22 protein-coding genes and 1 pseudogene are annotated in these 22,654 nt (G+C 63.4%); 5 read left to right on the top strand and 18 right to left on the bottom strand.

What is annotated here, in order from left to right:
* Positions 1-51: 51 nt before the first annotated feature.
* A complete protein-coding gene (locus PDM29_RS18550) occupies positions 52-1,029 on the top strand; it encodes a zinc-binding dehydrogenase (protein WP_311191511.1) in 978 nt (325 codons plus the stop codon).
* A 197-nt stretch (positions 1,030-1,226) separates the two neighbouring features.
* Here the strand turns inward: PDM29_RS18550 and PDM29_RS18545 are convergent, their stop codons facing one another.
* The 5 genes from PDM29_RS18545 to PDM29_RS18525 form a co-directional block, all read right to left on the bottom strand.
* Complete coding sequence (locus tag PDM29_RS18545) at positions 1,227-1,631, bottom strand: hypothetical protein (protein ID WP_311191510.1); 405 nt, start codon at positions 1,629-1,631, stop codon at positions 1,227-1,229.
* Between the two features lie 36 nt (positions 1,632-1,667).
* Positions 1,668-1,988, bottom strand: coding sequence for a hypothetical protein (locus PDM29_RS18540; protein ID WP_311191509.1), 321 nt, complete (start codon positions 1,986-1,988; stop codon positions 1,668-1,670).
* 75 nt (positions 1,989-2,063) lie between these two features.
* Positions 2,064-2,423 (bottom strand): hypothetical protein, encoded by a 360-nt coding sequence (locus PDM29_RS18535; RefSeq protein ID WP_311191508.1) that lies wholly within the window; start codon positions 2,421-2,423, stop codon positions 2,064-2,066.
* 65 nt (positions 2,424-2,488) lie between these two features.
* Entirely contained in the window at positions 2,489-2,980 is a 492-nt protein-coding gene (locus tag PDM29_RS18530) for a hypothetical protein (RefSeq protein ID WP_311191507.1), read from the bottom strand.
* A gap of 231 nt (positions 2,981-3,211) precedes the next feature.
* Entirely contained in the window at positions 3,212-3,514 is a 303-nt protein-coding gene (locus PDM29_RS18525; RefSeq protein ID WP_311191506.1) for a hypothetical protein, read from the bottom strand.
* Between the two features lie 426 nt (positions 3,515-3,940).
* On the opposite strand from PDM29_RS18525, the gene PDM29_RS18520 reads away from it, so the two are divergent.
* Positions 3,941-4,396: a DUF695 domain-containing protein gene (locus PDM29_RS18520; protein WP_311193835.1), complete on the top strand. Its 456-nt coding sequence runs from the start codon at positions 3,941-3,943 to the stop codon at positions 4,394-4,396.
* A gap of 55 nt (positions 4,397-4,451) precedes the next feature.
* On the opposite strand, the gene PDM29_RS18515 is transcribed toward PDM29_RS18520, so the two are convergent.
* The 7 genes from PDM29_RS18515 to PDM29_RS18485 all read right to left on the bottom strand — a co-directional run bounded on the left by PDM29_RS18515 (position 4,452) and on the right by PDM29_RS18485 (position 13,144).
* The gene (locus PDM29_RS18515; protein WP_311191505.1) at positions 4,452-4,784 is read right to left on the bottom strand and encodes a hypothetical protein; all 333 of its coding nucleotides are present in this window, start codon (positions 4,782-4,784) and stop codon (positions 4,452-4,454) included.
* 17 nt (positions 4,785-4,801) lie between these two features.
* Positions 4,802-5,110, bottom strand: a complete 309-nt coding sequence (locus tag PDM29_RS18510) for a DUF5076 domain-containing protein (RefSeq protein WP_311191504.1) — start codon at positions 5,108-5,110, stop codon at positions 4,802-4,804.
* Positions 5,111-5,231: 121 nt separating this feature from the next.
* Entirely contained in the window at positions 5,232-5,726 is a 495-nt protein-coding gene (locus PDM29_RS18505; protein WP_311191503.1) for a hypothetical protein, read from the bottom strand.
* Positions 5,727-5,889: 163 nt separating this feature from the next.
* On the bottom strand, positions 5,890-6,465 hold the full coding sequence (locus tag PDM29_RS18500) for a hypothetical protein (protein WP_311191502.1): 576 nt from the start codon (positions 6,463-6,465) through the stop codon (positions 5,890-5,892).
* Positions 6,466-6,520: 55 nt separating this feature from the next.
* Complete coding sequence (locus PDM29_RS18495) at positions 6,521-6,883, bottom strand: DUF6572 domain-containing protein (RefSeq protein WP_311191501.1); 363 nt, start codon at positions 6,881-6,883, stop codon at positions 6,521-6,523.
* A 10-nt stretch (positions 6,884-6,893) separates the two neighbouring features.
* Complete coding sequence (locus PDM29_RS18490) at positions 6,894-7,823, bottom strand: RHS repeat domain-containing protein (protein ID WP_311191500.1); 930 nt, start codon at positions 7,821-7,823, stop codon at positions 6,894-6,896.
* On the bottom strand, positions 7,823-13,144 hold the full coding sequence (locus PDM29_RS18485; RefSeq protein WP_311191499.1) for a wall-associated protein: 5,322 nt from the start codon (positions 13,142-13,144) through the stop codon (positions 7,823-7,825). Before PDM29_RS18485 ends, PDM29_RS18490 begins: the two co-directional genes overlap by 1 nt.
* Positions 13,145-13,829: 685 nt before the next feature.
* Between PDM29_RS18485 and PDM29_RS18480 the strand changes: the two are divergent.
* Positions 13,830-14,750, top strand: a pseudogene (locus PDM29_RS18480) (M14 family metallopeptidase).
* Here the strand turns inward: PDM29_RS18480 and PDM29_RS18475 are convergent.
* From PDM29_RS18475 to PDM29_RS18465, 3 genes are all read right to left on the bottom strand, one after another.
* Positions 14,751-15,881 carry an MFS transporter gene (locus tag PDM29_RS18475; RefSeq protein WP_311193834.1) on the bottom strand — a complete coding sequence of 377 codons (1,131 nt, stop codon included), beginning with the start codon at positions 15,879-15,881 and terminating at the stop codon, positions 14,751-14,753.
* Between the two features lie 25 nt (positions 15,882-15,906).
* Positions 15,907-16,689: a DeoR/GlpR family DNA-binding transcription regulator gene (locus tag PDM29_RS18470; RefSeq protein ID WP_311191498.1), complete on the bottom strand. Its 783-nt coding sequence runs from the start codon at positions 16,687-16,689 to the stop codon at positions 15,907-15,909.
* An 88-nt stretch (positions 16,690-16,777) separates the two neighbouring features.
* Positions 16,778-17,686 carry a LysR family transcriptional regulator gene (locus PDM29_RS18465; protein WP_311191497.1) on the bottom strand — a complete coding sequence of 303 codons (909 nt, stop codon included), beginning with the start codon at positions 17,684-17,686 and terminating at the stop codon, positions 16,778-16,780.
* A gap of 99 nt (positions 17,687-17,785) precedes the next feature.
* On the opposite strand from PDM29_RS18465, the gene PDM29_RS18460 reads away from it, so the two are divergent.
* On the top strand, positions 17,786-18,547 hold the full coding sequence (locus tag PDM29_RS18460; RefSeq protein WP_311191496.1) for an SDR family NAD(P)-dependent oxidoreductase: 762 nt from the start codon (positions 17,786-17,788) through the stop codon (positions 18,545-18,547).
* Positions 18,548-18,617: 70 nt separating this feature from the next.
* Positions 18,618-18,947, top strand: coding sequence for a DUF3817 domain-containing protein (locus PDM29_RS18455; protein WP_185750215.1), 330 nt, complete (start codon positions 18,618-18,620; stop codon positions 18,945-18,947).
* Positions 18,948-18,950: 3 nt separating this feature from the next.
* On the opposite strand, the gene PDM29_RS18450 is transcribed toward PDM29_RS18455, so the two are convergent.
* From PDM29_RS18450 to PDM29_RS18440, 3 genes are all read right to left on the bottom strand, one after another.
* Complete coding sequence (locus PDM29_RS18450; protein WP_311191495.1) at positions 18,951-21,608, bottom strand: autotransporter family protein; 2,658 nt, start codon at positions 21,606-21,608, stop codon at positions 18,951-18,953.
* Between the two features lie 222 nt (positions 21,609-21,830).
* Positions 21,831-22,151, bottom strand: coding sequence for a thioredoxin family protein (locus tag PDM29_RS18445; protein WP_311191494.1), 321 nt, complete (start codon positions 22,149-22,151; stop codon positions 21,831-21,833).
* On the bottom strand, positions 22,145-22,612 hold the full coding sequence (locus PDM29_RS18440) for a flavodoxin (RefSeq protein ID WP_311193833.1): 468 nt from the start codon (positions 22,610-22,612) through the stop codon (positions 22,145-22,147). Before PDM29_RS18440 ends, PDM29_RS18445 begins: the two co-directional genes overlap by 7 nt.
* Between the last annotated feature and the right edge of the window lie 42 nt (positions 22,613-22,654).

Below are 22,654 nucleotides of genomic sequence, written 5' to 3'. Positions count from 1 at the left end.
GAACAGGCAATCCCCCATACCCAGACTCATCGCTTACGTAAGGAGCCGCTGATGCGCGCCGCACTTCATGACACCTTTGGTGACCCGACCCAGATCCTGCATGCAGGCGAGGTCGCCCTGCCTGAGCCTGGCGCAGGTGAGGTGCGCATCCGTACCGTGCTCGCGCCGATCCATAACCACGATCTGTGGACTGTGCGCGGGCAGTACGGTTACAAGCCGGAGTTGCCGGCGGTGGGTGGTAGCGAGGGCACCGGCGTGATTGATGCGCTGGGCGAAGGTGTGACCGGGCTGCAGGTCGGGCAGCGAGTCAGCGCGGCTTCCGTGCATGGCAGCTGGGCCGAGGCCTTCATCGCTCCGGCTCGCATGGTCATTCCCATGCCGGACAGCATTGATGATGAGACCGCCGCGCAGTTGATCGCCATGCCGCTCAGCGCGCTGATGCTGCTGGAGTTCCTGCAGGTGGGGTGCGGTCAGTGGATCGTACAGAACGCGGCCAATGGTGCCGTGGGCAAGGCGCTGGCGATGCTGGCGCGTGCGCGTGGGGTGCATTGTCTGAATCTGGTGCGGCGCGATGATGGCGTGGCGGAGATGCAGGCGCTGGGGATTGAGAACACCTATTCCACCGCTCAGGCTGATTGGCTGGATAAAGTGAAATCAGCGCTCGGCGAGGGCGGGGCGGCTGCGGCGGTTGACTCGGTGGGTGGCAAAGCCAGTGGTGAGCTGGTCAGCCTGCTCGGCTACGGTGGCACCCTGGTGTCGTTCGGCTCGATGACCGGCGAGCCGATGCAGATTGGCTCAGGTGATGTGATCTTCAAACAGGCCACCATCAAGGGCTTCTGGGGCAGCAAGGTCAGCCAGGACATGGCCCCGGAGAACAAGCGCCGGCTGGTTAGGGAGTTGTTGAAGCTGGCGGCTGAGGGTCGGTTAAGCCTGCCGGTGGACGATGTGTTTGGCCTGGACCAGGTGGCCGAGGCGGCCAAGGCCAGCCTGCAGCCAGGTCGCAACGGCAAGGTGCTGCTGCGGCCGTAACGACACCGGGTCGGGATACGGCCCCCGTAGAGCCACGCCTTGCGTGGCTCTACGATTCAGGAATGTCCACGGGCCGCGTCAATCCGGAGGTGATAGGCCCCAGAGGGGTAGAGTTGGTCGCAAGACGACTGCAGTGAAGCCTTCAACGCCCGGTTACGCATGACCCCGGAACGACGCCCCAGCCGCTAAACCCGACATCAAAGGTTACGGCATTCCCTGCGTGCCGCCTCGATCATTGCCTTACTGCACTTCTCCAATCCCACGATGCAGGTTCCCGAGGACAGCTGCCGGTTCTCCGAATCGGTCACGGCGTAGGAGACTTTCAATCGTCGAACATCTGGCTTCGGAAGCTCAACCCATACCTGCATTACATGAAGCTCCACCGTTGCGCCGTCAGTTACGCCCTCTTCGACAAGCGCGCGAATTGCGTCAACCTCGAATCGCTGCGCAAAGCCGCTGTGTGGGCTGTGGTTGACGACATCATAATTGCAGTTCGGCGGGCTCTTGCAGGAGCTGACGGAAAGAGCAATTCCCATTGCCGAAGCGGCAAGCAGGATTCGCGTGCGGGTGAGCCCGGAACACCAATGCTGTTGCCTTCTCATGTGCCGCATGTCCCTCCTCTAAGTTCCAGAGCAGCCCTACTGGTAGCCGAGCTCGCGGACAACACGCATGCATGCTGGGTCCAGCTCGACATGAAATGACAGCAGTTCCTCGGGTGGCGGCACCGTCAGGTCGTCCAGAAACATCACCTCGTACCCCGGCAGGCCAACCTCAACCGCCTCTTCCTTGACGGTGTACTGGGATACCGTCCATCCCCGGGTCTCCTCGATGTAGCGCTTGACGATTGACCGGCAGGTGTCGGGCTGGCTGGTGCTTTCATTCCGTTGGGATGACATGGACCCGAAGCTAAGCGCCAGAGCCAGGGATGCTGCCGTGGTTGTGCCAAACAGCGTTCTCATCATCAGCTTCCAATTTAGGCGTCTTCAAGTACGCCGACGCGACGCCGGTAAACTGGACCAGCATCACGTGAAGCGCTAATGCGTAACATCCACAACCCGACACTTACCGTATCCGATTTCGGCCTCAACCTTCACCTTCATATTGTTTGTGAAGTACACGTCGCCGTCGCAAACGTATGACATCGATCCCTGCCGGTATGCTATGCGAAGTGCGGAGTCTCGTGTCACTTTGGGCCTGACTGTTCTCGACTTGGCGGGTTCCATTGCACCGAGCTGGACCGTATCCCCTCCCGCCTCAAGCTGGACGTTCTCCAGTCTTCTGGTCCCGGTATTGTGCACCGTTACTACGGTTGGCGTAAGCATGTCGCAGCCGCTCAGGAAGAAGAGAAGGGCTGCTGACATCGGGCTTCTTACCATCACCAATGAGTTCTTCAAGGGGATCCTTGACCTGCGACGTCGAGCTGGATTGTCTTCACATGAGGGCGTTTCATCGTTAGAGCTCATTTCAGATCTTCCAGATCAATCAGGACATCTCCGAAGGTTGCGCGTTGGGCAGGGCCAGGAATCCGCAAAGGCTGAACATCGAGCGGAGCACGAATCTCCCCGAGAAGTAGTTCATTCTTGATGCCAACCGTTGAGCCGTAAGTGCCAGTCACCGAAACCCAAGTGTAGACGTGCTGCTCGAAGATCTGCCTCTGCAGATCAATTGGGCCCCTGATTCTAATCGCCATCTCATCAGATGCTCCTGCCTCGAACAGTTCTTTGCTCGAGGTCAGTACAAACAAGCCTCGAGAGACAGCAAGATAGCCTTCGACGCGAAGCGTCAGCCCCTCAAAACGCTGAGGATTGTCAGCAAGAGCTCTGAAGGTCACCCGGCAAGGGGGTTGCGCTTGCCGTCCGCATTGGTTCACTGAGGTAGTTTCATCTGAATGCCGAATCTGGCATCCGATGCAGGACCCTGCAACGAGCAAGGTCAAGAAAGCCGCGTTCAAGAGTCGCATCCTAGATTCCATTCTCAGTTGCAAGTGATGGCAGCATCTGACGCCCCACTGAGGGGTGGATCGGTCGGCTGAGGATGGCGGGTTCACGCATGGCCTGTCACTAGGAACTCTGGATGGCTTGATGGGTAGAGTCGGTCGCAAGACGACTGCCGTGAACCCATCAACACCCGGTAACGCATGAACCCAGAGCGAAGCCCAAGTCGCAGCGCATCGAAAGCCACCTCAACCCAAAGCGGCAATCACACCCAGCGAGACAACCAAAGCCGCGGAACTCAAGATGCACCCGCGCAACATCCAACGCTGCCCGGAGCTCAAGCAAATCCCTTGCTGGGAAAACCGAAGAAGAAAAATCCCACGCCAGCTAGAGAACCACCAATCCACCTCGGTCACCCCAACACCTCTCAGTACCTCAGGTCGCTCCCTATTGAGCTTGCGCAGAACCCTCATTGTCGCAATCGTGGTCACCCAGATCCCAATCCCGATAAGAGCAAAGAGCGCCGAATAGCGCTCAACAACCTCGCTCATGCTCACCTTGACCAACCTCTCACTGAGAAACGACGGTAGACATCGCAAGTGCCAAGATAAAGCGTGATACCCATATACGGAATAGCCCAGATGAAGATCAGGAACATCCCCCAATCCGCCAGTTGACGCCGATTGCGAACAACCCGGACCGTCGCGCCGATCATTGCGGAGATTGACGCGATCAGGAACACGCCCATCAGGCAAGCCACGGCGATTCCAGTTCCTTCACCGTTGTGCTGCCACCAATGATGGCAATCAGGACAAAACTACCCGCCAGCGCACACAGTGCGACTGCGGCCAAGGTGGAAGTCACCCTCGCCGAGTCCAACAATAGATCAACCGACTTCTTCACCTGGCCATCCCCTATGGTCTGAATGAATCTACAGCAGGGTAAACTACCTATATCTCATTGAGAGGTCATTGGAAATGCCGCCTGCGCCGCCAATGCCGTACTACACTTTGGTCCAAACATCCATTGGCGAGAACCCGGCGGTCGTGGTAGTCAATTCTGCGCTGCGGCGCTACTCGGGACGGGCGGGGTATCCATGGCATCTACGAGTCACGATTGAGTGTGCATCCCTTGGTGACAATCAGATGCCCACCAATGGGGAGCAGCAGGTGATTGACGTCCTTGGTGATGAGATTCTCGCATCTGTCTCAGTCGACCAGAATGCGATCTTTCTCGCGCGCGTCACTGCACTCGGAGAGAGGGTGATTCTCTGTCGTGTCGCTGATCCGGAGCTGGCAAATTCAGCGCTTCAGAGGCTGATTTCGTTGGGCGAAAATTCACGGGAATGGAGCTTCTGGATGGAGAAGGACGAAGATTGGGAGCTTGCGCGCCCAGAGCTGGAGCTGTTGGAGCGTGCGCGTGACGTCAATTGAGTGGGGCGTCCGCCAGGAACGATCAACGTAGGGTCGATCAGGGGCGGACGTTTGTTCACTTAAATGATTGGTCCGGGGTAGGTCCAGCCACGCGGAACGAAGCGCGTTTCGTACTGTCAAACACAAGGGCTGCAACTGGAAGAGTACAGGTCGGATCAGCCAGTTTTCCGCTGCAATGCTGGCATAGGACGGTGCGGGCGTAGGCCTCGTCTTGCCCAGCTTCAACGATGGAGTAGCTCTCGGAGTACTCGTCAGTGGCATCGTCAAAGGGGCTTGCAAGCACCCAATACCCACCGGACTCGTCTTTCGCCAGAATAAATCGAGGAACATCGTGGAACCCGCGATACTCGATGATCGTGAAATGCTGGCGGGTCGGGATCTGGATCATCGTTGCGCCTTGAGGTGTCAGTTCTTCTTAACAAACTTGCCTTGTGCGGAGGTCGTGGGCAGCGCAAGCTCGTCGTCGAAAGAGCGACTTATGCGAAGGACGGCTTCCCGAGCGTCCACTCCCTGTTGCTCCTCCAGCGCGTTGCCGATGTGCCTTGCGGTGTCAGCAAGTATCCTCCCCCATGCACCGACTTCATTCATCCCCATGCTGGTGTACATGCCAATCTTGATCGAGCAGTGAAGTCCTCCATCAGCAATCCAGACCGTCAACATCTCGACGGAGTTGGGGTCACTCACTGCTGCTTCTGGTAATGGTCTTCTATTCATCCTGAGCTTCCTAGGGCTAGGTATTCTTGCAATCAGAGGGTCTTCTAACTTGCTGCCTCAATCCGTGGCCTGCTTCGAGCCACCGGTTCGCGCGTTGCAGAGACGGGGTCAGGCCGCGGGGTCAGTCGGGGCGAAGTTCAGCTTCTTGATTAATGGATCCGAACCCCAGTGGGGATGTAGACCAGTAGACTTCTGTGATGGGCTGGCCGATAAATCTGAACATCACCAGCCCGCGTTCCCGGTTAAAGAAGTACTCGGTACCGTGGCTTGAGATGACCAGGGTGTGGATGTCGTTGCCGATTATGTGCAGCGTGCGCTCGCCCGTCACATGAAAGCCCAGGTCGTCGTCACCGCAGTTCCACGCCCCCGCGCGTATCTCCAGCTCAGTTGGTGAGCAGAAGCTCATTCGAGTGGTCTTGAAGCACCTATTGCGCTTTCCCGGGCATGCTTCGAGCTCCGTGAGGGTCGCCGGATAGACAAGAACCTTGTTGGCGATATCTATCCTGATGACAGATGTATCAAGGGAGATGGCCGAGACACTTTCGTATCGGTAGGAGGAGTCAGCTGAGGCAGCGTTGGGTGTAGCGGCTCCGATAACGGGTAGTGCAAGTGACAAGATCAACGCCGTAGGAATCATCGTTCTTCAGCCCTTCATCTGACCGGAGGCCCATATCGGCTGGATCATACCCGTGCTTATGTGGCCGGGGTACTGGCCGTGCATCTGGGCGGGGCGGTCGTTGAAGGTCAGCAGGGGACGCGCATGGCGCGCCGCTAGGGTGCTAGAACTGATACCGTGCTCGTAGACCGATGGCGAGCGCAATAAATGGGCCCGAAGCTATCCTCATGCAGTCCATGCCGAGCGCCCTGAAGTTCTGGTCGATGCTGCGTGCGACTCTTGAATACCCGAAGAATCCGGCAAAGCGCCCCCTAAGTGCTGCCTTGACGAAATACGATTTTGCCGCGGATGCGCCTTCAGGTAAATGTGCTTCATGGTAAAGGCCGAACCCAAGAAGTACCTCGGGAGTCTGTTCGTAGTCCTCTGATATGGTGAGGAATCGAAGCGCCTCAGGATAGTTCTTCATCTTCATGGACATGCGGGCAAGATGTATGAAGGTGTAGGCACAAGGTGCCATCAGCGACGCTCTACGATAGCTGTCCATTGCTCTCCCGAAGTCGGGCTCCAGATCGATGCCCCCGTCCTCGTAAACCATTCCCCGGCAGATATGACCATCAAGGCGGCCCATCTCGTTGGCGGACGCTACCAGGCGTTCGGCGAGCTCGAGTGCGCCGCGCGCCTGACCTTTGTCGAGTAGTCTGATTGCTTGCTTGAAGTCCGGGTGAACTCGTCTGTTCATTCTGGGCAGATTAGTTCAGGTATTCCCTAGAAAATACCGATGCTTCAAGGGAAAACTATTGCAATGGAGTCAGATCGAGAGGTGCGACAACGAGCGTCGCACCATTATCCGTTACCCAGTCTCGACTCCTGCTCAGCAATTCAAAGGCCATACGATCAGATTCAGGGTGGATGTCAACCACAATCCTTGTGGTGGATGCAGAGGGGGTGCCGCATTGCCTCGAGTACTCATCAGATTGAATGTATCCAAGATACGCTTCGATCTTCCGAATAAGTCGCTCCAATGATCTCTCATCTGCTTGAAGCGGGGTGGCAATGACGATGTGTAACTCGGCCCCGGCATCCTTCTTTACTGAGTTCACATCAATAACGCCCAAGTCTGGTATCGGGTGTTTATTGTCTAGGTCGAACTCGCTCATTATATCGCCCTCAACAGTGATCTTGTGAAACGCACTGGATATTTCCGGCTTTGTCGCCCAGTGCGTTCTTGTACTTGGATGCGGTCGCGGCTGCCTCCTGCTTTCCAGATAGTACCTCCGTGACGTCAATCTTTCCATCCGTGCGAACTGATGCAACATCTGGACGCAGGGAGGATTTTACCTCGCCACCAGTGACAGTGCTGATTCTCTGATTCATGCTGACTTGCGCGACATCTGGTCTCTCTGCCTCGGCGTTGGCTATTCGTTGGCTGGTCGCGGCGTGACCAGTTTCCACACCTCCGGACTTTGTGGACTGTGCCTTTCCGGTGATTGGTGCGATTGACTTCTGGATTCGAACTGTCGGTACTCGGATGCCGCCATGAGATTTTCCGCCGCGAACAATTGCAGCTCCAATTGCATAGCCTGCCTGCTCTTCTAAGCCGGCTTTGAAGGGATGCTTGGCTTGATCATAGTGCGCATCCATTACGCCGTGTGAGTAGCCTGTCGCGAAACTGTCCCAACCGTCTCGGCCGTCGGGATCGGTGAAACGATAGGGATTGCTGTTGCCGTACCTGTGGCGATTGAAGTTCACCACAGGTTGTCCGTGGGCAGTAATTGGATCGACGGAAAGGAACACGCCCATCTCCGGATCCATATACCGCTGCTGCATGTAACTCAACCCCGTAGCCGAGTCAGACACATGCCCGGTATACCCCGGTCCGTCCTTAACCTGCCCACCCACCACCGCGCCATATGGCTCGTAGACGGTCCGCTCGATCACCACGCCATTGGCATCGGTCACCGCCACCGGGGAGCCCAGCGCATCGGTGTGGATGTACTCAACGGTCTCGGCCGCCTGGGTCGCCGGCAGCATCCCTGCCGCCAGCACCAGTACCAGCAACCCGCGCATCAGCATGCTCATGTTCTTGATCGCGTTCATCAGTTGGTCTCGTAGACGCCACGGGTCGCGGTGTAGATCGGGGACCAGTCAGAGCACCCCCCTGCGTTGCAGGCGCGCACCCTCAATCGCGCCGAGCAGTACGCATTGGTGTTTGACGCAACATAGGACTTGGGGCCGGTATACAGGCGTCGACCGCCCGTGTCGGGCTCAAGGTGGTATTCCGTGGCGGTCGCAGTCGGGTACCAGCCAACGTCGCAAGAAACCCGATACGGCGCAGTGGTGGTAGTCAGCCAGTTGGCTACATAGATCGTCGGCACCGGCGGTGGCAGTGAGACCGTGACGGTGGCAATGCCGGACCAAGGACCACAGCCAACAAAGTTACAGGCCTGCACCCGGTAGCCGTAGCTGCCGTTGCCGCGACCGAGGCCAACCGACGTGCGGCCATCGGCCAGCAGAGTGACCCAGCCAGCACCATTCGCGCTTTCCTGCAGGATGAAGTACTCGGTGTTGGCCGGGGTGCTCCAACTGAAGGCGTAGTCGGTGACGTTTACCAGTCCAGGCGCGCTGATCACAGGCTCCAGCGTCGGTGCTCCGACGACGGTGACGTTGCCATTGCCAGACCAGCCACTACAGCCCGCACCGTTACAGGCCGCAACGCGATAGGCGTAACTGCCCACGCCGCGTGCCGGTGTGGCGTACGAGGTGGCGTTGCCGTCGAACAGGGTCACCCAAGCCGCGCCATTGGCACTCTCCTGCAGGGTGTACCGGGTTGCGCCGGCGATGGCGTTCCAGCCGATGCCGATGCTGCCCGGACCCACGCGGGCAGGGGCGCTGAGGCTGGGGGCAGCGGTTGGCGGGTACACAACGGCGGTGGTGGCGGTCGCGCTATAGCCGGTGCAGCCCACCGGATTGCAGACCCGCACACGGTAACCGTAGCTGCCGGCGGGCTTGCCGCTGATGGACAGCGAGCGGGCGGCGGTGTTCTGCAGGAGCGTCCAGCCGCCGCCGTTGGCGCTTTCCTGCAGTTCATAGGTGGCCGCGCCGTCGGAGGCCGTCCAGCTGACGGTATAGCTGCCGTTGTAGGCGGTGGCCGGGGTGGTCACGGTCGGCACGCCGCTGGGCGGCAATTCCACGGCCACGGCCGCGATGTTGCTCCAGTCGCCGCACACCTCGCGGCAACCGCGCACCCGGAACTGGTAGCTGCCGGTGAGCAGATTGCTGGCCACATAGGTGAGGGCGGTTCCGTTATACAGCCCAACCCAGTTGCCGCCGCTCAGTTGCTGCAGTTCATAGCGGTTGGCGGCACCGGCTGCGGTCCAGGTCAAGGTGACGCTGCCCTGGGTGATGTAGCCGGGTGCGCTGAGGGCCGGCACGCTGGGTGCCGCCGCGTCATTGACGCGTGCCACCAGGCTGCCGGACAGGTACATGTAATTTGTCTTCTTGCCCGTACGCTCGTTGCGCTGGTAGCGCAGCACGCCGCCGTTGTCGTAGAACGAATAGATGGCCCCGTCGTTGCCCAGCGACCTCACCCGGCGGCCATGAGCGTCATATTCGTAACGCTCGGTACTGGCTACTTCGCGCAGGCGGTTGCCGTAGTCGAAGCTGAAGGTCTGGCCGTTGCGCACGGACAGATTGCCCTGCACGTCGTAGTTCAGGCCGGTCACGGTGGCCCCGGTACCTGTATCCATCACGTTGACCAGCCGATTGGACGGGTCGAAGTAGTGGGTGCGGTCGCGGCTGCCGACCTTGGCACGGCGCAGGTTGTCCAGCGCGTCGTACTCGTAGAGTGCGTTGCCAAAGCTGGCCGCAGTGACCGCGCGCAGGCGATCCAGGCCGTCATAGCTCATGTCGCGGTTGCCAGGCGCACCGGGCAGGCCGTCGGAGATCGCCAGCACATTGCCGGCGGCATCGTAGTCGTAGCTGTCGTCATGCACGGCACCACCAGCCCCAGCGTCGCGGCTGCGCTCGGGCAGGCCACGTGCGTTCTGGGTCATGGTGTGCGCTATGCCGTTGCCGTACACGAAGCCGGCCAGCGCCCCGTTGGCGTAGTAGCTGGCCTGCTGGGCGTAGCTGCCCACGGTAGTGGCGCGGCCGGCCGCGTCGGGCTGATAGGCCACAGTGGCACCGCCGGGGTAGGTCTGCCCGGCAAGGTTTCCGTTGCCGTCATAGCTGTAACCGAAGCTCACGGTGCCCAGCTGACTGTGCTGCAGGGTTTCGGCCGTCAGCAGACGGCGCAGGTTGTACTGGTAACGGTTCACCACCGGAAGGGTGGCCGGGTCGTTGGTGGTGCTGATCTCCGCCGGCAGGCCGTCGGCGGTGTAGCTCCAGCTCTGGTTGCCACGGTTGTCCGGGAAGGCCAGCTGCTGCAAGCGGTTCAGTGCGTCGTAGCTGCGCTGTACGGCGCGGCCGCTGGCCAGACCCTCGGCTTGGTTGCAGGCGGTGGTGCTGGTCAGGGCGGTGCCGGCGGCAGACCAAACCACGTTGCCGGCGGCGTCGTAGTCCTGCAGGGTGGCCCCGGTTTCCGGCTCGATGGTTTTGCACAGCTGCTGGTAGCCGTCATACACGTAACGGCGGGTCAGCGATTGGCTGCCGTCGCCACTGCGGCGGGTGATGGCCAGCGGCTTGCCCAGGCTGTCGCGCTGGATGTCGGTGACCACGCCTTCGGGATGCTGGATGGTCAGCGGCATCTCGTAGGTAGGTTGGTCGTACGTCTGGTGGCGGGTGGTGGTGGCCTGTCCGCGCGGGTTGGTGCTGCGCACCGTGAGGTTGCCCAGGTACTCGGTGCTGCTGACCAGGTCGCCCAGCTCCGAGGTCTGGCGCACGATACTGGGGCGGCCCAGTGCGTCGTACTGGGTGGTTGTGCCTGCCAGGGATTGATTGATGTCGCTCAGCTGGCGGGTTGGGTAGGAGGCGAACACGGTCTTGCCGCTGCTGTCGTAGCGGGTGACGGTGGCGCTGTCCAAGGCGTTGTTGAGGTTTTGGGTGACCAGCACCGGACGGAACATGGCGTCCAGGTAGGTATCGGTACGCAGCCCACCCAAGGTGCGCGAGTGTTTCCAGGCACCGGCAGGCACGCCGTACTGGGCAGCGCCCAGGCGCTGCAGGTCCAGCGTGGCTCCGTTCCAGGCCACGCTGTCGCCCGTGGGGAACTGCTGCGTGCGCAGCCGGCCCATGCTGTCATAGGTGTAGCGGGTGGTTGCACCGACTTCGTTGGTGAGCGCGGTGATCCAGCCGTTTTCGTCCACCTCTACCTGGCGGGTGGCACCGTTGGGTGCTTCGGGCGTTGGGGGCAGTCGCAGCTGCTGCGGAACGCCGCGCTTCCAGGCGGAGAGGTGGCTGGTGTTGCCGCGTCCATCGGTGACCGTGGCGACGGTGCCATCGGCGGCGTAGCTGACCTGCTGGGCCAGCTTGCCGAAGCTGTAGGCGCGTAGCGGCTGGGCGGTGTTGCCGTCGAACTCCGTCCGCGACTGCTCGATGCCGTTGACGATGCTGCGCGCGGTCTGCCCGCGCACCCACAACTGCGGGTTGTCGTAGTAATCGGTGCTGCTGCTGCGGCTGAAGCCAGCGTTGTTGGATTCCACCACGCCGACTTCGCGGATCGACGAATCAAACGTCTGCACTTGACGGGTGAACAGCACGCCATCCTGCTGGATGGTGGTGCTCTGCACCGGGCGGTTCAGGTGCTCGCCCAGTTCGGTGGCTCCGTACTTCAGGTTGCGGCCGGCGGCCTGCGGGAACGGCGCGCTGGGAAGCTGGGCATCGGGGTAGTAGTTGTTGCGGTCCACGCGCACCACGGTGCCGCCGCTGCTGGTGGTGGTGCCGAGCAGCATGCCGTCGTTGTATGCCACTTCCTTGCCGAACTCGTAGGTTTTGATTACGCCATCGGGCAGGGTTTCGATGGTGATCTTGGGTTCGGATTGGCCGACCGGGAACAGCGGCGCAGTGGCCTGGGTCAGGTCGCGGTCGTAGCGGCCCCCCAGGTTGGCGTACTGGTAGGTCCACTGCGCGGTGGGCATGCCGGGACCGCTGATGGTCTTGGTTACCAGCGACATCGCATCGCGATAGACGGGCGACATGTTCCAGCCGTCGGCGATCAGGCCTTCATCACCGGAGGTCTGGCAGTCGAAGGGCACGTTCTTGCGGCCGTGGCGGAACGGGCGGAACGCGAAGGTGCCGCTGGCACCCGACGGGTGTCCGATGCTGACCGCCACCTCGGTCTCTACGATCTTGTTGACCTTGGCGCAGACCTCGGGATTGTCCATGTACGCAGACGGATCCTGGCCTGTGTATTCGGGGCGCTTGTGGGTCACCGTGACGCTGGGCAGGTTGTAGGTCCAGGCCGTGCCGTCCGGCAGTGTGACCGACTGCAATTGTCCGTATTCGGAGTAGCCATAGGTCCAGCTGCGGCCGGCAGTTGAGGCGGAGGCAATGCGACCTTGTGCATCAAAGGTCAGGGTGATGCTGCGCCCATCGCTGGAGGTGATGCTTTCGAGGCGACCGTCATTCCACTGGTAGCGGACCCAGTTGCCGAACCGGTCCACGATCTGGGAGGGGTAGAGATAGACCTTCTTCCGGTCCAGCGTGGCATGTGTGTTGACGTCGTAGGGTTGCAACGACGCGGATTTGTTGCTGCGGACGACCATCCAGTCGAAGTAGTACTTGCTGCCGTCTGGTGCGTGGCCAAGGAAGCCTTCGCCCGGTTGGCCGCTCTTGAGTGCGCCCAAGCACGAGAAGAACCAGCCGCCCTTGGTGTTCCATGGCGTCGGCTGACCCATTTGGGGGACTGGTTGGCGCGCATCGCCGCTGCCCGCGAGCACGGTTTCGCCGTTGCCGCCGGGCAAGCTCAGGCGCACGCCGTCCCAGTAGGTGTGTGCATCGAAGTTGATCTGCTGGGTTCTGCGGTAGTTCCACACCTTCAGCGTGGGTGGCGCGGTCACGGTGGAGCAGCGCGCGGCGGGTGCCCAGTAACCCACTTGGGCGGTTTCTGGCAGGTCGCCATACACACCGGACAGCGACGGTACGTCCAACGACCAGTTGGCGAACTGGTTTTCGGTCACGTCGCCTGCGAAGTCCGCCAGGCTGCGGCCCAGCGAGACAGCGAGGCCGTTGTTACCTGGCACCGTGATATCGGTTGCGCTGAGGCTGACCGAGCCGTCATACAGGTTGACCTTCTCGCCAAAGATCTCGCCCTTCAGCGGTTCGACCAGATCGCCGTACTTCAGCCGCTTGTCGTACTCCTCGCGCCAGGTGGGCACGATTTGCGCGTGTGCCGCCAGCGGCATCAGCAGGCTGACGGCGGTCAGCAGATGAAGGGCGCGGCTCCAGGCAGGTTGCCTGGCGGTCCGATCGGCAGCGTTCATTCGCATTACTCAATCCCCTGGATGCAGTCCGGTGCGGCGCATCGCTGCAGGGGGTGATTTCAACCGGCCGCAGTTCGCCGGGCCGCCGGTTGGCAGCCAGAACAGACGTCAGCAGGTGTGGAACCCCTGTAGCGCGTGTGCGCAGTGCAGGGTGCGTTTATGAACGAATCGTGAGGGTGGCGTCAATGGGTGGAAGTCGCCAAATTTGGCAAAGTGGGGAATTGGGGGAGCGACGCGTGGTTTTCCTACATTGAGGTCAGAGTTTTCTGATCGCGGTGGCGCATGGTGCGCGTGCCGCGAATCCGTTGATGCCGGACGAAGGTAGGTAGAGTCGTTCGATAGACGACTGCAGTGAAGCGTTGGGCGTTCTTTAGCTCATGACCGGAAAGCGAAGAGGCAAAAATCACGGCTGGGTAGTTTGGGCGATGGGCAATCCCGGCGGCCAGCGCGCGGCCAGTGTCAGCGTTTCGTTGATTTCAATGCCTTACCGGACGTTGGCAGTTTCACGGCGGTCGTCTTGCGAGCGACCCTACCACCCAGAAGTATCACGAGTGCAGCAGGTTTCGAGTGTCCGGACGTTCGCGCGTTCGTCCATCCCAAGCTCCGCGCGTGCGGCGCACCCAATAGGTCGCCGCCACACCGCCGCGCTATCATCTGCCCTCCTGAAATCCCTGCGAGACTTGCCATGACCCTTTCCCGCTTCTACCCCATCGGTACCCCCGGCCAGGCCTGGGGCGCGGAAGAGAGGGCGCAGTGGCGGGCAGGGCAGCCGAAGCAGCGCAGCTATGTTGACGAAGTGGTGAGCAAGGTCCAGGCACTGGGCACGGACTTCGATGTCGTGCCGTACGGCGAACTCGACTACGCCCCCGACCAGTACACCTTGTTTGCCCTGCGCAGCCGCGAGTGGAACCCGGCGCTGCCCAGCGTGCTGGTCACCGGCGGTGTGCACGGCTATGAAACCAGCGGCGTGGAGGGCGCACTGCAGTTCCTGGCGCAGCGCGCCAAGGACTACGCTGGCAAGGCGAACGTCCTCGTGGCCCCGTGAGTGAACCCGTGGGGCTTCGAGCGCATCAATCGCTGGAATGCGCTGGCCATTGACCCGAACCGCTCGTTCGTCGCCGACAGCCCGGCCGCCGAATCGGCCGCATTGATGGCGCTGGTGGAACCGGTGCGCGACCGCATGGTGCTGCATATCGACCTGCACGAAACCACCGACACCGACGAAACCGAGTTCCGCCCGGCACTGGCCGCGCGCGATGGCAAGCCGTTCGAGCCGGGTGGCATTCCGGATGGGTTCTATCTGGTGGACGACACTGAAAACCCGCAGCCGGCGTTCCAGCAGGCGGTGAACGCCGAAGTGGAAAAGGTGACCCACATCGCCCCGGCCGACGAAAAGGGCGAGATCATCGGTTCACCGGTGGTGGCTCCGGGTGTCATCGAATACCCGCTGAAGCGCCTGGGCTTGTGCGCCAGCATTACCGGCGCGAAGTTCACCACCACCACCGAGGTCTATCCGGACAGCCCGCGTGCGACCCCGCAGCAGTGCAACGACGCGCAGGTCGCGGCGGTGTGCGCCGCCATCGACTACGCGCTGGCGCACCGCTGATTACACCCGCACCCAGCGGGAGGTAATGCCGATCAGCACCATCACCACCGCCACGGCGGTGAAGGCGAACACCAGGCTGCTGGCCTGGGCGACGAAGCCGATCAGCGCCGGGCCGGCCAGCACGCCGGCGTAGCCCAGGGTGGTGATCGCCGGAATGGCCAGGCTTTCAGGCATGGCCTTCTGGTTGCCGGCCATGGAGAACAGGGCCGGCACGATGTTGGCGCAGCCCAGGCCGATCAGCACATACCCGGCCAGTGCGGGCAGCAACGGTGGGGCGTAGGTGATCAGGCCGAAGCCCACGGCGGCGACCAGCGCGCCGAGCAGAATCGCGCGGTGCCGGCCCAGCCTGGCGACCACGCCGTCGCCGAGCAGGCGGGTGACGGTCATGGCGATGGCAAAGCACATGAAGCCGAGGCCGGCGCGGTCCTGCGGTACCTGCTGCACTTCGTGCAGGAACACCGCACTCCAGTCGAGCATGGTGCCCTCGGCAAGGAAGGCGACGAAGCACAGCACGCCGATGGCGAGCACCACGCCATGCGGCACCGCGAACATCGGCGCGTCATTCGGCGCACGGTCGCGCCGCCACCAGCGCACCGAAACGGCCAGCAGCGCAATCATCAACGCCGAGGCCAGCACACACACCAACAGCGGCGACACGCGCATGGAAAGCAGCGTGGTGATGGCGGCTGCCCCAATGGCACCGCCAATGCTGTAGAAGGCGTGGAAGTTGGACATCATCGGCCGGCCGCTTTCGCGCTCGACGATCACCGCCTGCATGTTCATCACGCAGTCGCACGCGCCCACGCCGGCACCGAACACGAACAGCGCCGCGCCCAGCGCCCACGGCGAGGGGGCAATGGCGAGCAAGGGCAGGGCGACCATCGCCATCAGCAGCGTGATCACCATGATGGCGCGGCAGCCAAAACGCGCAGCCAACGCACCGGCAATGGGCATCGCCAGCAGCGAACCTGCGCCCAGGCACAGCAGCACCAGGCCGAGCGTGCCTTCATCCAACCCGGTGCGGTTCTTTGCATATGGCACCAATGGGGCCCATGCGGCGGTGGCGAAGCCGGGCAGCAAAAAGGCGGCGCGGGTGGCGTGTTGTTCGGCGCGCGCCTGGGCAGGCGCCATCATCGTTGTGGTCATGCAGAAGGTCTCAGACGTGGGCGGCGCGCAGCAGGTCGACGCCACGGCGTTCGAAAGCAGCGGTGTGGATGTCGGGCGCGTCAGCTTCCACCACCAGCACGTCGATCTGCTCGACGCTGCCGATGCGGTGCGAAGCCTGCGTGCCCAGCTTGTCATTGGTAGCGACCACGATGCAGCGGCTGCTGGCGGCGAGCAGCGCCCGTTTCAGCGCGGCTTCTTCGCCATCCACCGCCCACAGGCCGGCTTCGGCGTCGACCGCACAGGTGCCGATGAAACACACGTCGGCACGCAAGGCGGCGACGGCTTCCAGCGCCTGTGCGCCGACCGCTGCGCCCAATCGTGGATCAAGCCGGCCGCCAATCAGGCTGACCTCGAATCCACGCCGCGCCATCAAGGCCATTGCGATATCCGGCGCATTGGTGATCACCCGCAGCGCCATGTGCCCGGGCAGGGCCGCGGCAATGGCGCTGTTGGTGGAGCCGGCGTCCAACAGCACCACGTCGCCACGACGCACCTGGGTGGCTGCAGCGTCTGCCAATGCCTGCTTCTGTACGGTTTGCTGCGCATGACGCGCAACCAGCGGCGGCGCTTCCGGGGCGGCCGGCAGGGCACCCCCGTAGACCTTGCGGCACAGCCCCTGGCTGGCCAGGTCGCGCAGGTCGCGGCGGATCGAATCTTCGGAAACGCCCAGTTGGACAGCGAGCTGGGCTGAGAACACGCGGCCATTCTGGCGCAGCTGTTCGAGGATGGCCTGCTGACGTTCGCCAGGCAGCGCGTCGATGTCTTCGTGCATAAATGGATATAACCATGCAACTTCAATGGCGCAAAGATACACGAAGTGGCGATGAATGCGGATGAATACGTATAAACAGGCGTAACCATCAATCCGTGCGCGCCAGCTCCGGCTGGATCACTCCGGCCACCCAGTCCATGAACGCGGCCACCCGGCGTGGCAGGTGTCGGCGCTGCGCGTAGAGCAGGGTCACCGGCATCGGCTCCGCCACGCACTGCGGCAGCACCTCGACGAGATCACCTCGCGCCATCGCTGCGCGCGCCCCCAACCGTGGCACCTGGATGATGCCGAGCCCGGCCAGTGCCGCGGCGCTGTAGGCCTCACCGCTGTTGACGGTGATCGGCCCGCCCATCGACAGGCTTTGATAGGCCTGGCCGTCGAAGTACTCAAAGCCCGGCGAGCGCTGGCCCAACGTGCCCACGTAGTGGATCAGTGCATGCGTGTCCAGGTCAGCCAAGGTCTGCGGCATGCCTCGCGCCGCGATGTAGGCCGGGCTGGCGCAGTTGACGATATGCATCACGCCGAGCGGGCGGGCGACCAGCGTGTTGTCGTCCAGCGGGCCGACCCGCAGCACGCAGTCGAAGCCTTCGCGGACCAGGTCGACGCGACGGTCGGTGCCGCTGAGCTCGATCTCCAGCCCGGGATGCTGGCCGAGGAAATCCGGCAGGTGCGGCACCACCAGTTGCCGGGCCAGCCCGCTGGACATGTCCACGCGCAGGCGTCCGGTCAGCTGCCCGGTTTCGCGGCGGAACATGCCCTGCAGGTCTTCCATGTCGTCCAGCAGGTCGCGGGCGCGCTGCTGGTACTGCGCGCCGTCGGCGGTCAGCCGCACCCGGCGGGTGGTCCGGTGCAGCAGCTGGACGCCGACCTCGGCTTCCAGCCGCTGCACCGCCAGCGACACGCTGGCCTTGGGCAGGCCCAGGCTGTCGGCGGCACGGGTGAACGAGCCGAGCTCGGCCACCCGGAGAAAACTGCGCAACTGGTCGAGGCGGTCCATGGATTGTTCGCTGTGGTTGGACAGTCAAATCAGGATCGCGCGATTTATGGGGCCGGGCAAGGGTAATAGTCTGGCCGCACCCCAACCAAGGAGCACGTCATGAGCACGACCTCCCGCATCACCCTGATCACCGGCGGCAGCCGCGGCCTGGGCCGCAACGCCGCGCTGGCCCTGGCCGCCGACGGCTCCGATGTGATCATCACCTACCGCAGCCAGGCCGACGCCGCGCAGCAGGTGGTGGCACAGATTGAAGCGCTGGGCCGCCGCGCTGCGGCGTTGCCGCTGGATGTGGCCGACAGCGCGGGCTTCGAGGCCTTCGCCGCAGCTGTGAAAGCCCAGCTGCAGCAGTGGGGTGCCAGCGGCCTGCAGGGTCTGCTGAACAATGCCGGCGAGGGCCTGTATGCCGGCTTCACCGAGACCACGCCGGCACAGTTCGACCACCTGGTGGCTGTGCATCTGAAGGGCCCGTACTTCCTGACCCAGGCGCTGCTGCCGCTGATCAGCGACGGTGGCCGTATCCTCAATGTGTCCAGCGGACTTGCCCGTTTCGCGCTGCCGGGCAGTTCGGCCTACGCGATGATGAAGGGCGGCATTGAAGTGTTCAGCCGTTACCTGGCCAAGGAGCTGGGCGCGCGTGGCATCAGTGCCAACACGCTGGCACCCGGCGCGATTGAGACCGACTTCGGTGGCGGCCACGTGCGTGACAACCAGGACGTAAACAAGATGGTGGCGGGCAACACCGCGCTGGGCCGCGCTGGTCTTCCGGACGACATCGGACCGGTGGTGGTGGCGTTGCTGTCGCCGCAGACCGGCTGGATCAATGCGCAGCGTGTGGAAGCATCGGGCGGAATGTTCATTTAAGCGAACGGTTCGCATTAGCGATAACCCGGCTATCATGGTGGCCCCTTTGCCGTGATCACCGGGTTCGCTTTTGAAAACCTCTGCTCCGCTCAGCCCGATGGGCCGCGTGTTCGCCATCGTGGCGCTGTTTGAAGCCTTTACCTGGGCGGGCCTGCTGGTCGGCATGTACTTCAAGTATCACGCCGGTGAACCCACCACGCTGGGCGTGCGTATCTTCGGGCCGGTGCACGGCCTGGCCTTCATGGTCTACGTGGTGGTCAGCGTGCTGACCGCGCTGCGCCAGCGCTGGCCGTGGTGGGCCACGCTGCTGGCGCTGCTGGCGGCGATCCCGCCGCTGGTCACGCTGCCGCTCGAGTGGTGGTTCAAGCGGATCGGACTGTTGTCCGTCCGCTCGAACTGACCGTTACCAGCGGTAGCTCAGGCCGAGCTGTGCACTGCGCTGGTGGTAGCCGGAGCCACGCTCCAGTGCCAATCCGGCCCAGGCACCGAGGCCGCTGGGGAAGCGCACGCTGGCCCCGGCGCTGAACTCGCCGCGCTGGCGTGGAATGCGCGCATCGACGGCCTCGTCGTCCATGCGCACATACGGGTTGCTGCCGTTGCGCAGCCAGTTCGCGGCCAGATACGGCTGCACCTCGGCGGCGCTGCCATCCCAGCGGGTCACGCCGGACAGCCGCACGCCGACGCGGCCGAACGCACCACTGGCGTCCGCGGTGTGCACCAGGGTGCCGTTGCGTTCGACGTGGCGCACGTCGTCCCAACGGGTGTAGCCCACCTGCAACTGCGGTTCCAGGAACACGCGGCTGTTGCCGGACTGGCGCACCGTCACCGCATAGCCCACTTCCACCGCGCCCTGCCATGCCTTGCTGTCATAGCGTTCGGTAGCCAGCGCGTTGCCTTCTACTTCATTGCGGAACACCGCCCGCTGCACCGACCCGTCCACGTACAGGCCGACATACGGGTCATCGCCGCCAACACCGCGCCAGGTGCCATACACGCCCAGTGCGTTGCCTTTCACTTTGCCGCGCGCGTAATAGCCGGTGAGCACGCTGGTGGAGGTGCTGCTGCCATTGCCGCTGCCGAGCATCACGCCCACGCCGCTGCCGCGTTCGTTGCCGAACAACTGGGTGCCCACACTCAATGCCTGGCTGCTGCCACGCACGTTCAACTGCTGCAGGTTGGCCCCGAAGCCCGAGCGTGTACCGTCCACGCGGGCCCAGGCACGGCCACCGTTCTGGCCGGCCTGACGGTGGTGATAGCCCAGTCGGAACATGCCGCCGGCGGCCTGCAGGTTGGCGAGGTAGGCACCGGGTTCGGGACGCAGCACCGGCTCCGGCTCCGGCGGCGGTTCCACCGGGCCTTCGCATTCGGGCAGGGTCGGGTCGATGTCGCAGGGATCCGGCTGCACCGGTAGTTCGGAGCGCAGGTACCAGTCGCCGTCGCCGGCATCTTTGAAAAGGAAGTACTCATACTGTCCGCCGACCGCGCGGCCGATCAGATCGAACTGGCCATTGGACGCGCCGCCCACCTGCACCAGCTGGATGCCGCGGCTGGTCAGCGCGCCGGCACCGCCGACGTTGTTCACTTCCACGTTGGTCTGGCCGCTGCTGTCACCGTCGATGACCAGCCGGTCCGAGGACGCGTCATCGCCGGCCAGCACCGTGTTGAACCGCAGCGTGCCGCCGTCGCCGCTGTAGTTGCCGGCCACCTGCAGGGTGTGGAAGGCGCTGCCGTCGCCGAACTGCACCACCGCACCGCTGCCGACGTCGAGCTGCTGCACGTTGCTGTCGGCGGTGAGCAGCCAACTGGCATCGCTCAGCGCCACGTTGGTGCCGTTGATGATGGCCCCTTGCAGCTGCGCGCCGCTGCCCAGGGTGACGTTGACGGTGGCGGCGTTGGCCCCGAGCGTGGCACCGACGATGTCGCCGCTGATCGACGAGCCGGTGACGTCGAGATTGACCGCGGCGTTCGCGCCAACCTGCAGCGCGACGCCATTGCCGCCCACCAGCGAGGACCCATTGCTGACCGTGATGTCGGCATTGCCGGCCAACGGCGCGTTGATGGCCGGGCCGTCGCTGGCGGTGACGCTGGAGGCGTCGATCTGGATGCTGTTGTTGCCCACCGCTGAACCAGTGAGATAGATGCCGTGCCGGGTGCCTTCCACGCGCGCGCCCTGGCTCAGCACCAGATTGCCGTTGATCAGCGCCACACCCGCGCCGGTGCCGCCACTGGTGCCAGTACCGGTGCCGCGCACGGTCGCACCGACCACATTCAAAGTGGAGCCGTTGGTCACGCTGGCCCCGATCGAACCGCTGATCAGGCTGCCGCTGCCGGTCACGGTAGCGGTGGGCTGCGACGCCGCATTGCCGGCGAGGGCCATCGCGGTGCCGGTGGCCTGCACCTGCGAGTCGGCCAGCAGCAGCGTGCCGCCGGTCATGGCAACGCCGTTGGCGCTGCCATTGAAGGTGCTGTTGCTGACCTGTGCGGTGCCGCCGCTGATGTCCAGCGCGATGCCCGCGCCGCTGCTGCCGTCGGAGCTGGCCTGTACGTTGTCGAGCACCAGGCTTGCGCCGTCGCCCAGCTCCAGCGCTTCGCCGCCCGCGCTGATCGAGGTGTTGCGCAGGGTGAGCGCGCTGCCCGCGCCGGTGCTGCTGAGGCCGCGCCCGGCCGAGGTGATGGTCATGCCCTCGATGTCCAGCGTGCTGCCGGAGGCGACCACGCCCGCGTCGCCGGAGGTGGAACTAATGATGATGCTGCCACCGGTGAGGGTGCCGGTGCTGGTGTTGGCCAGTCGGATGCCGAACAGGCCGCCCAGCAGGGCACCGTTGCCGGTCACGGTGGCGTTGTCGACCTGGATGCCGCTGGTGGCACCGCCCGGGGCAATGATCAGCTCGGCCTGGTCGGTGACGTCCCATAACTCGTTGGGGTCGCCCGGGTTGAGGGTGTGGGTGTTGCCGGGGCCGGTGACGGTACCGGCACTGACCTGCAGGGGCAGGGTGGCAAGGGACAAGGCGATGGCGCTGAACAGCGCACAGCGCTGGCTGCACTGAGAGAGAGGCCGCATTGTGAAATCTCCGGAGCGTGGATCGTGAAACGACAACCCCCGTTGGTTCACAACCTCAAACCGGAAGTCATTCGATGTCGCAAATGATCCGGCCGCGGCCGCCGCGGACCCATGCAACAAGTTGCATGGTGTGTGCCCTGTAACCGCTGGTTCAGGATGGGCAAGGCTGTGTCGGCTTGGCGTGAAGAGCAGCCGGGCGAGAGCAGCCGGGCAAGCCCGGCTCTACGGGGCCAGTGCGGCTTCGATCTGCGCGGGAGACTGGTAGCCGGCCATGCGCTGCACTTCGTTTCCGTCACGCACCAGGCTCAGGGTGGGGGTCTGGCGCAGGCCGAGGTCGCGGAAGAAAGTTTCGCCAACGGTTTCCAGCTTCACCTTGAGCAGCACCACGTCGGCTGCTGCCGGTGTGCGGGCCACCTGGGTCAAGGCCATGTCCAGCATCCGGCAACCAGGGCACTGGTCCTTGTAGAAGTCCACCAGCACGGTGGGGTGGTCGCGCAGGGCGGCGTGGTAGTCATCGGCGCTGTGCGCCTGCAGGGTCAGCATGTGGCGAGGCTCCCGGGCGCGGCCAGTACCTGGTCGGCCCATTGTTGGATGGCGTGGCGGTCGGCGTCGCCGTGGGGCATCTGCTCGATCTCCAGCACCGGGTAAGGGGAGTGGAAGTAGCTGGCCAGCCGGTGCGCGGCTCCGCAGTAGTACTCCAGGCCCCATTGGGTTTCGCCGGTGCCGAAGATGGCGACGCGGTCGGCGGGTGGCAGGCCGGAGTGGTCGCGTAGGAGGGAGACGAAGTCTTTCATCTCGGCGGGCGTGCGCCCGGCGTTGTCGGTCCATGCGCCAAACAGGTAGCGATCGTGTGGGCGGGCGAGGATTTGCAGTGCCTGCTCGGGATCTTCGTCGGCTTCCAGCCAGTCGACCGCGTGGCCGCGGCCGCGGCAGTGCGCGGCGAGCAGGCGCGCGACCTCACGGGTGTTGCCGCTGAGGGAGGCGAAGGCGATCAGGATGTGCATGGTGTGAGGTCTGCCACGCATGGCGTGGCACTACAGGGGTTG

This window comes from Stenotrophomonas oahuensis (assembly GCF_031834595.1).
GTDB lineage: Bacteria > Pseudomonadota > Gammaproteobacteria > Xanthomonadales > Xanthomonadaceae > Stenotrophomonas > Stenotrophomonas oahuensis.
This window is presented reverse-complemented; position numbering and strand designations above follow the sequence as displayed.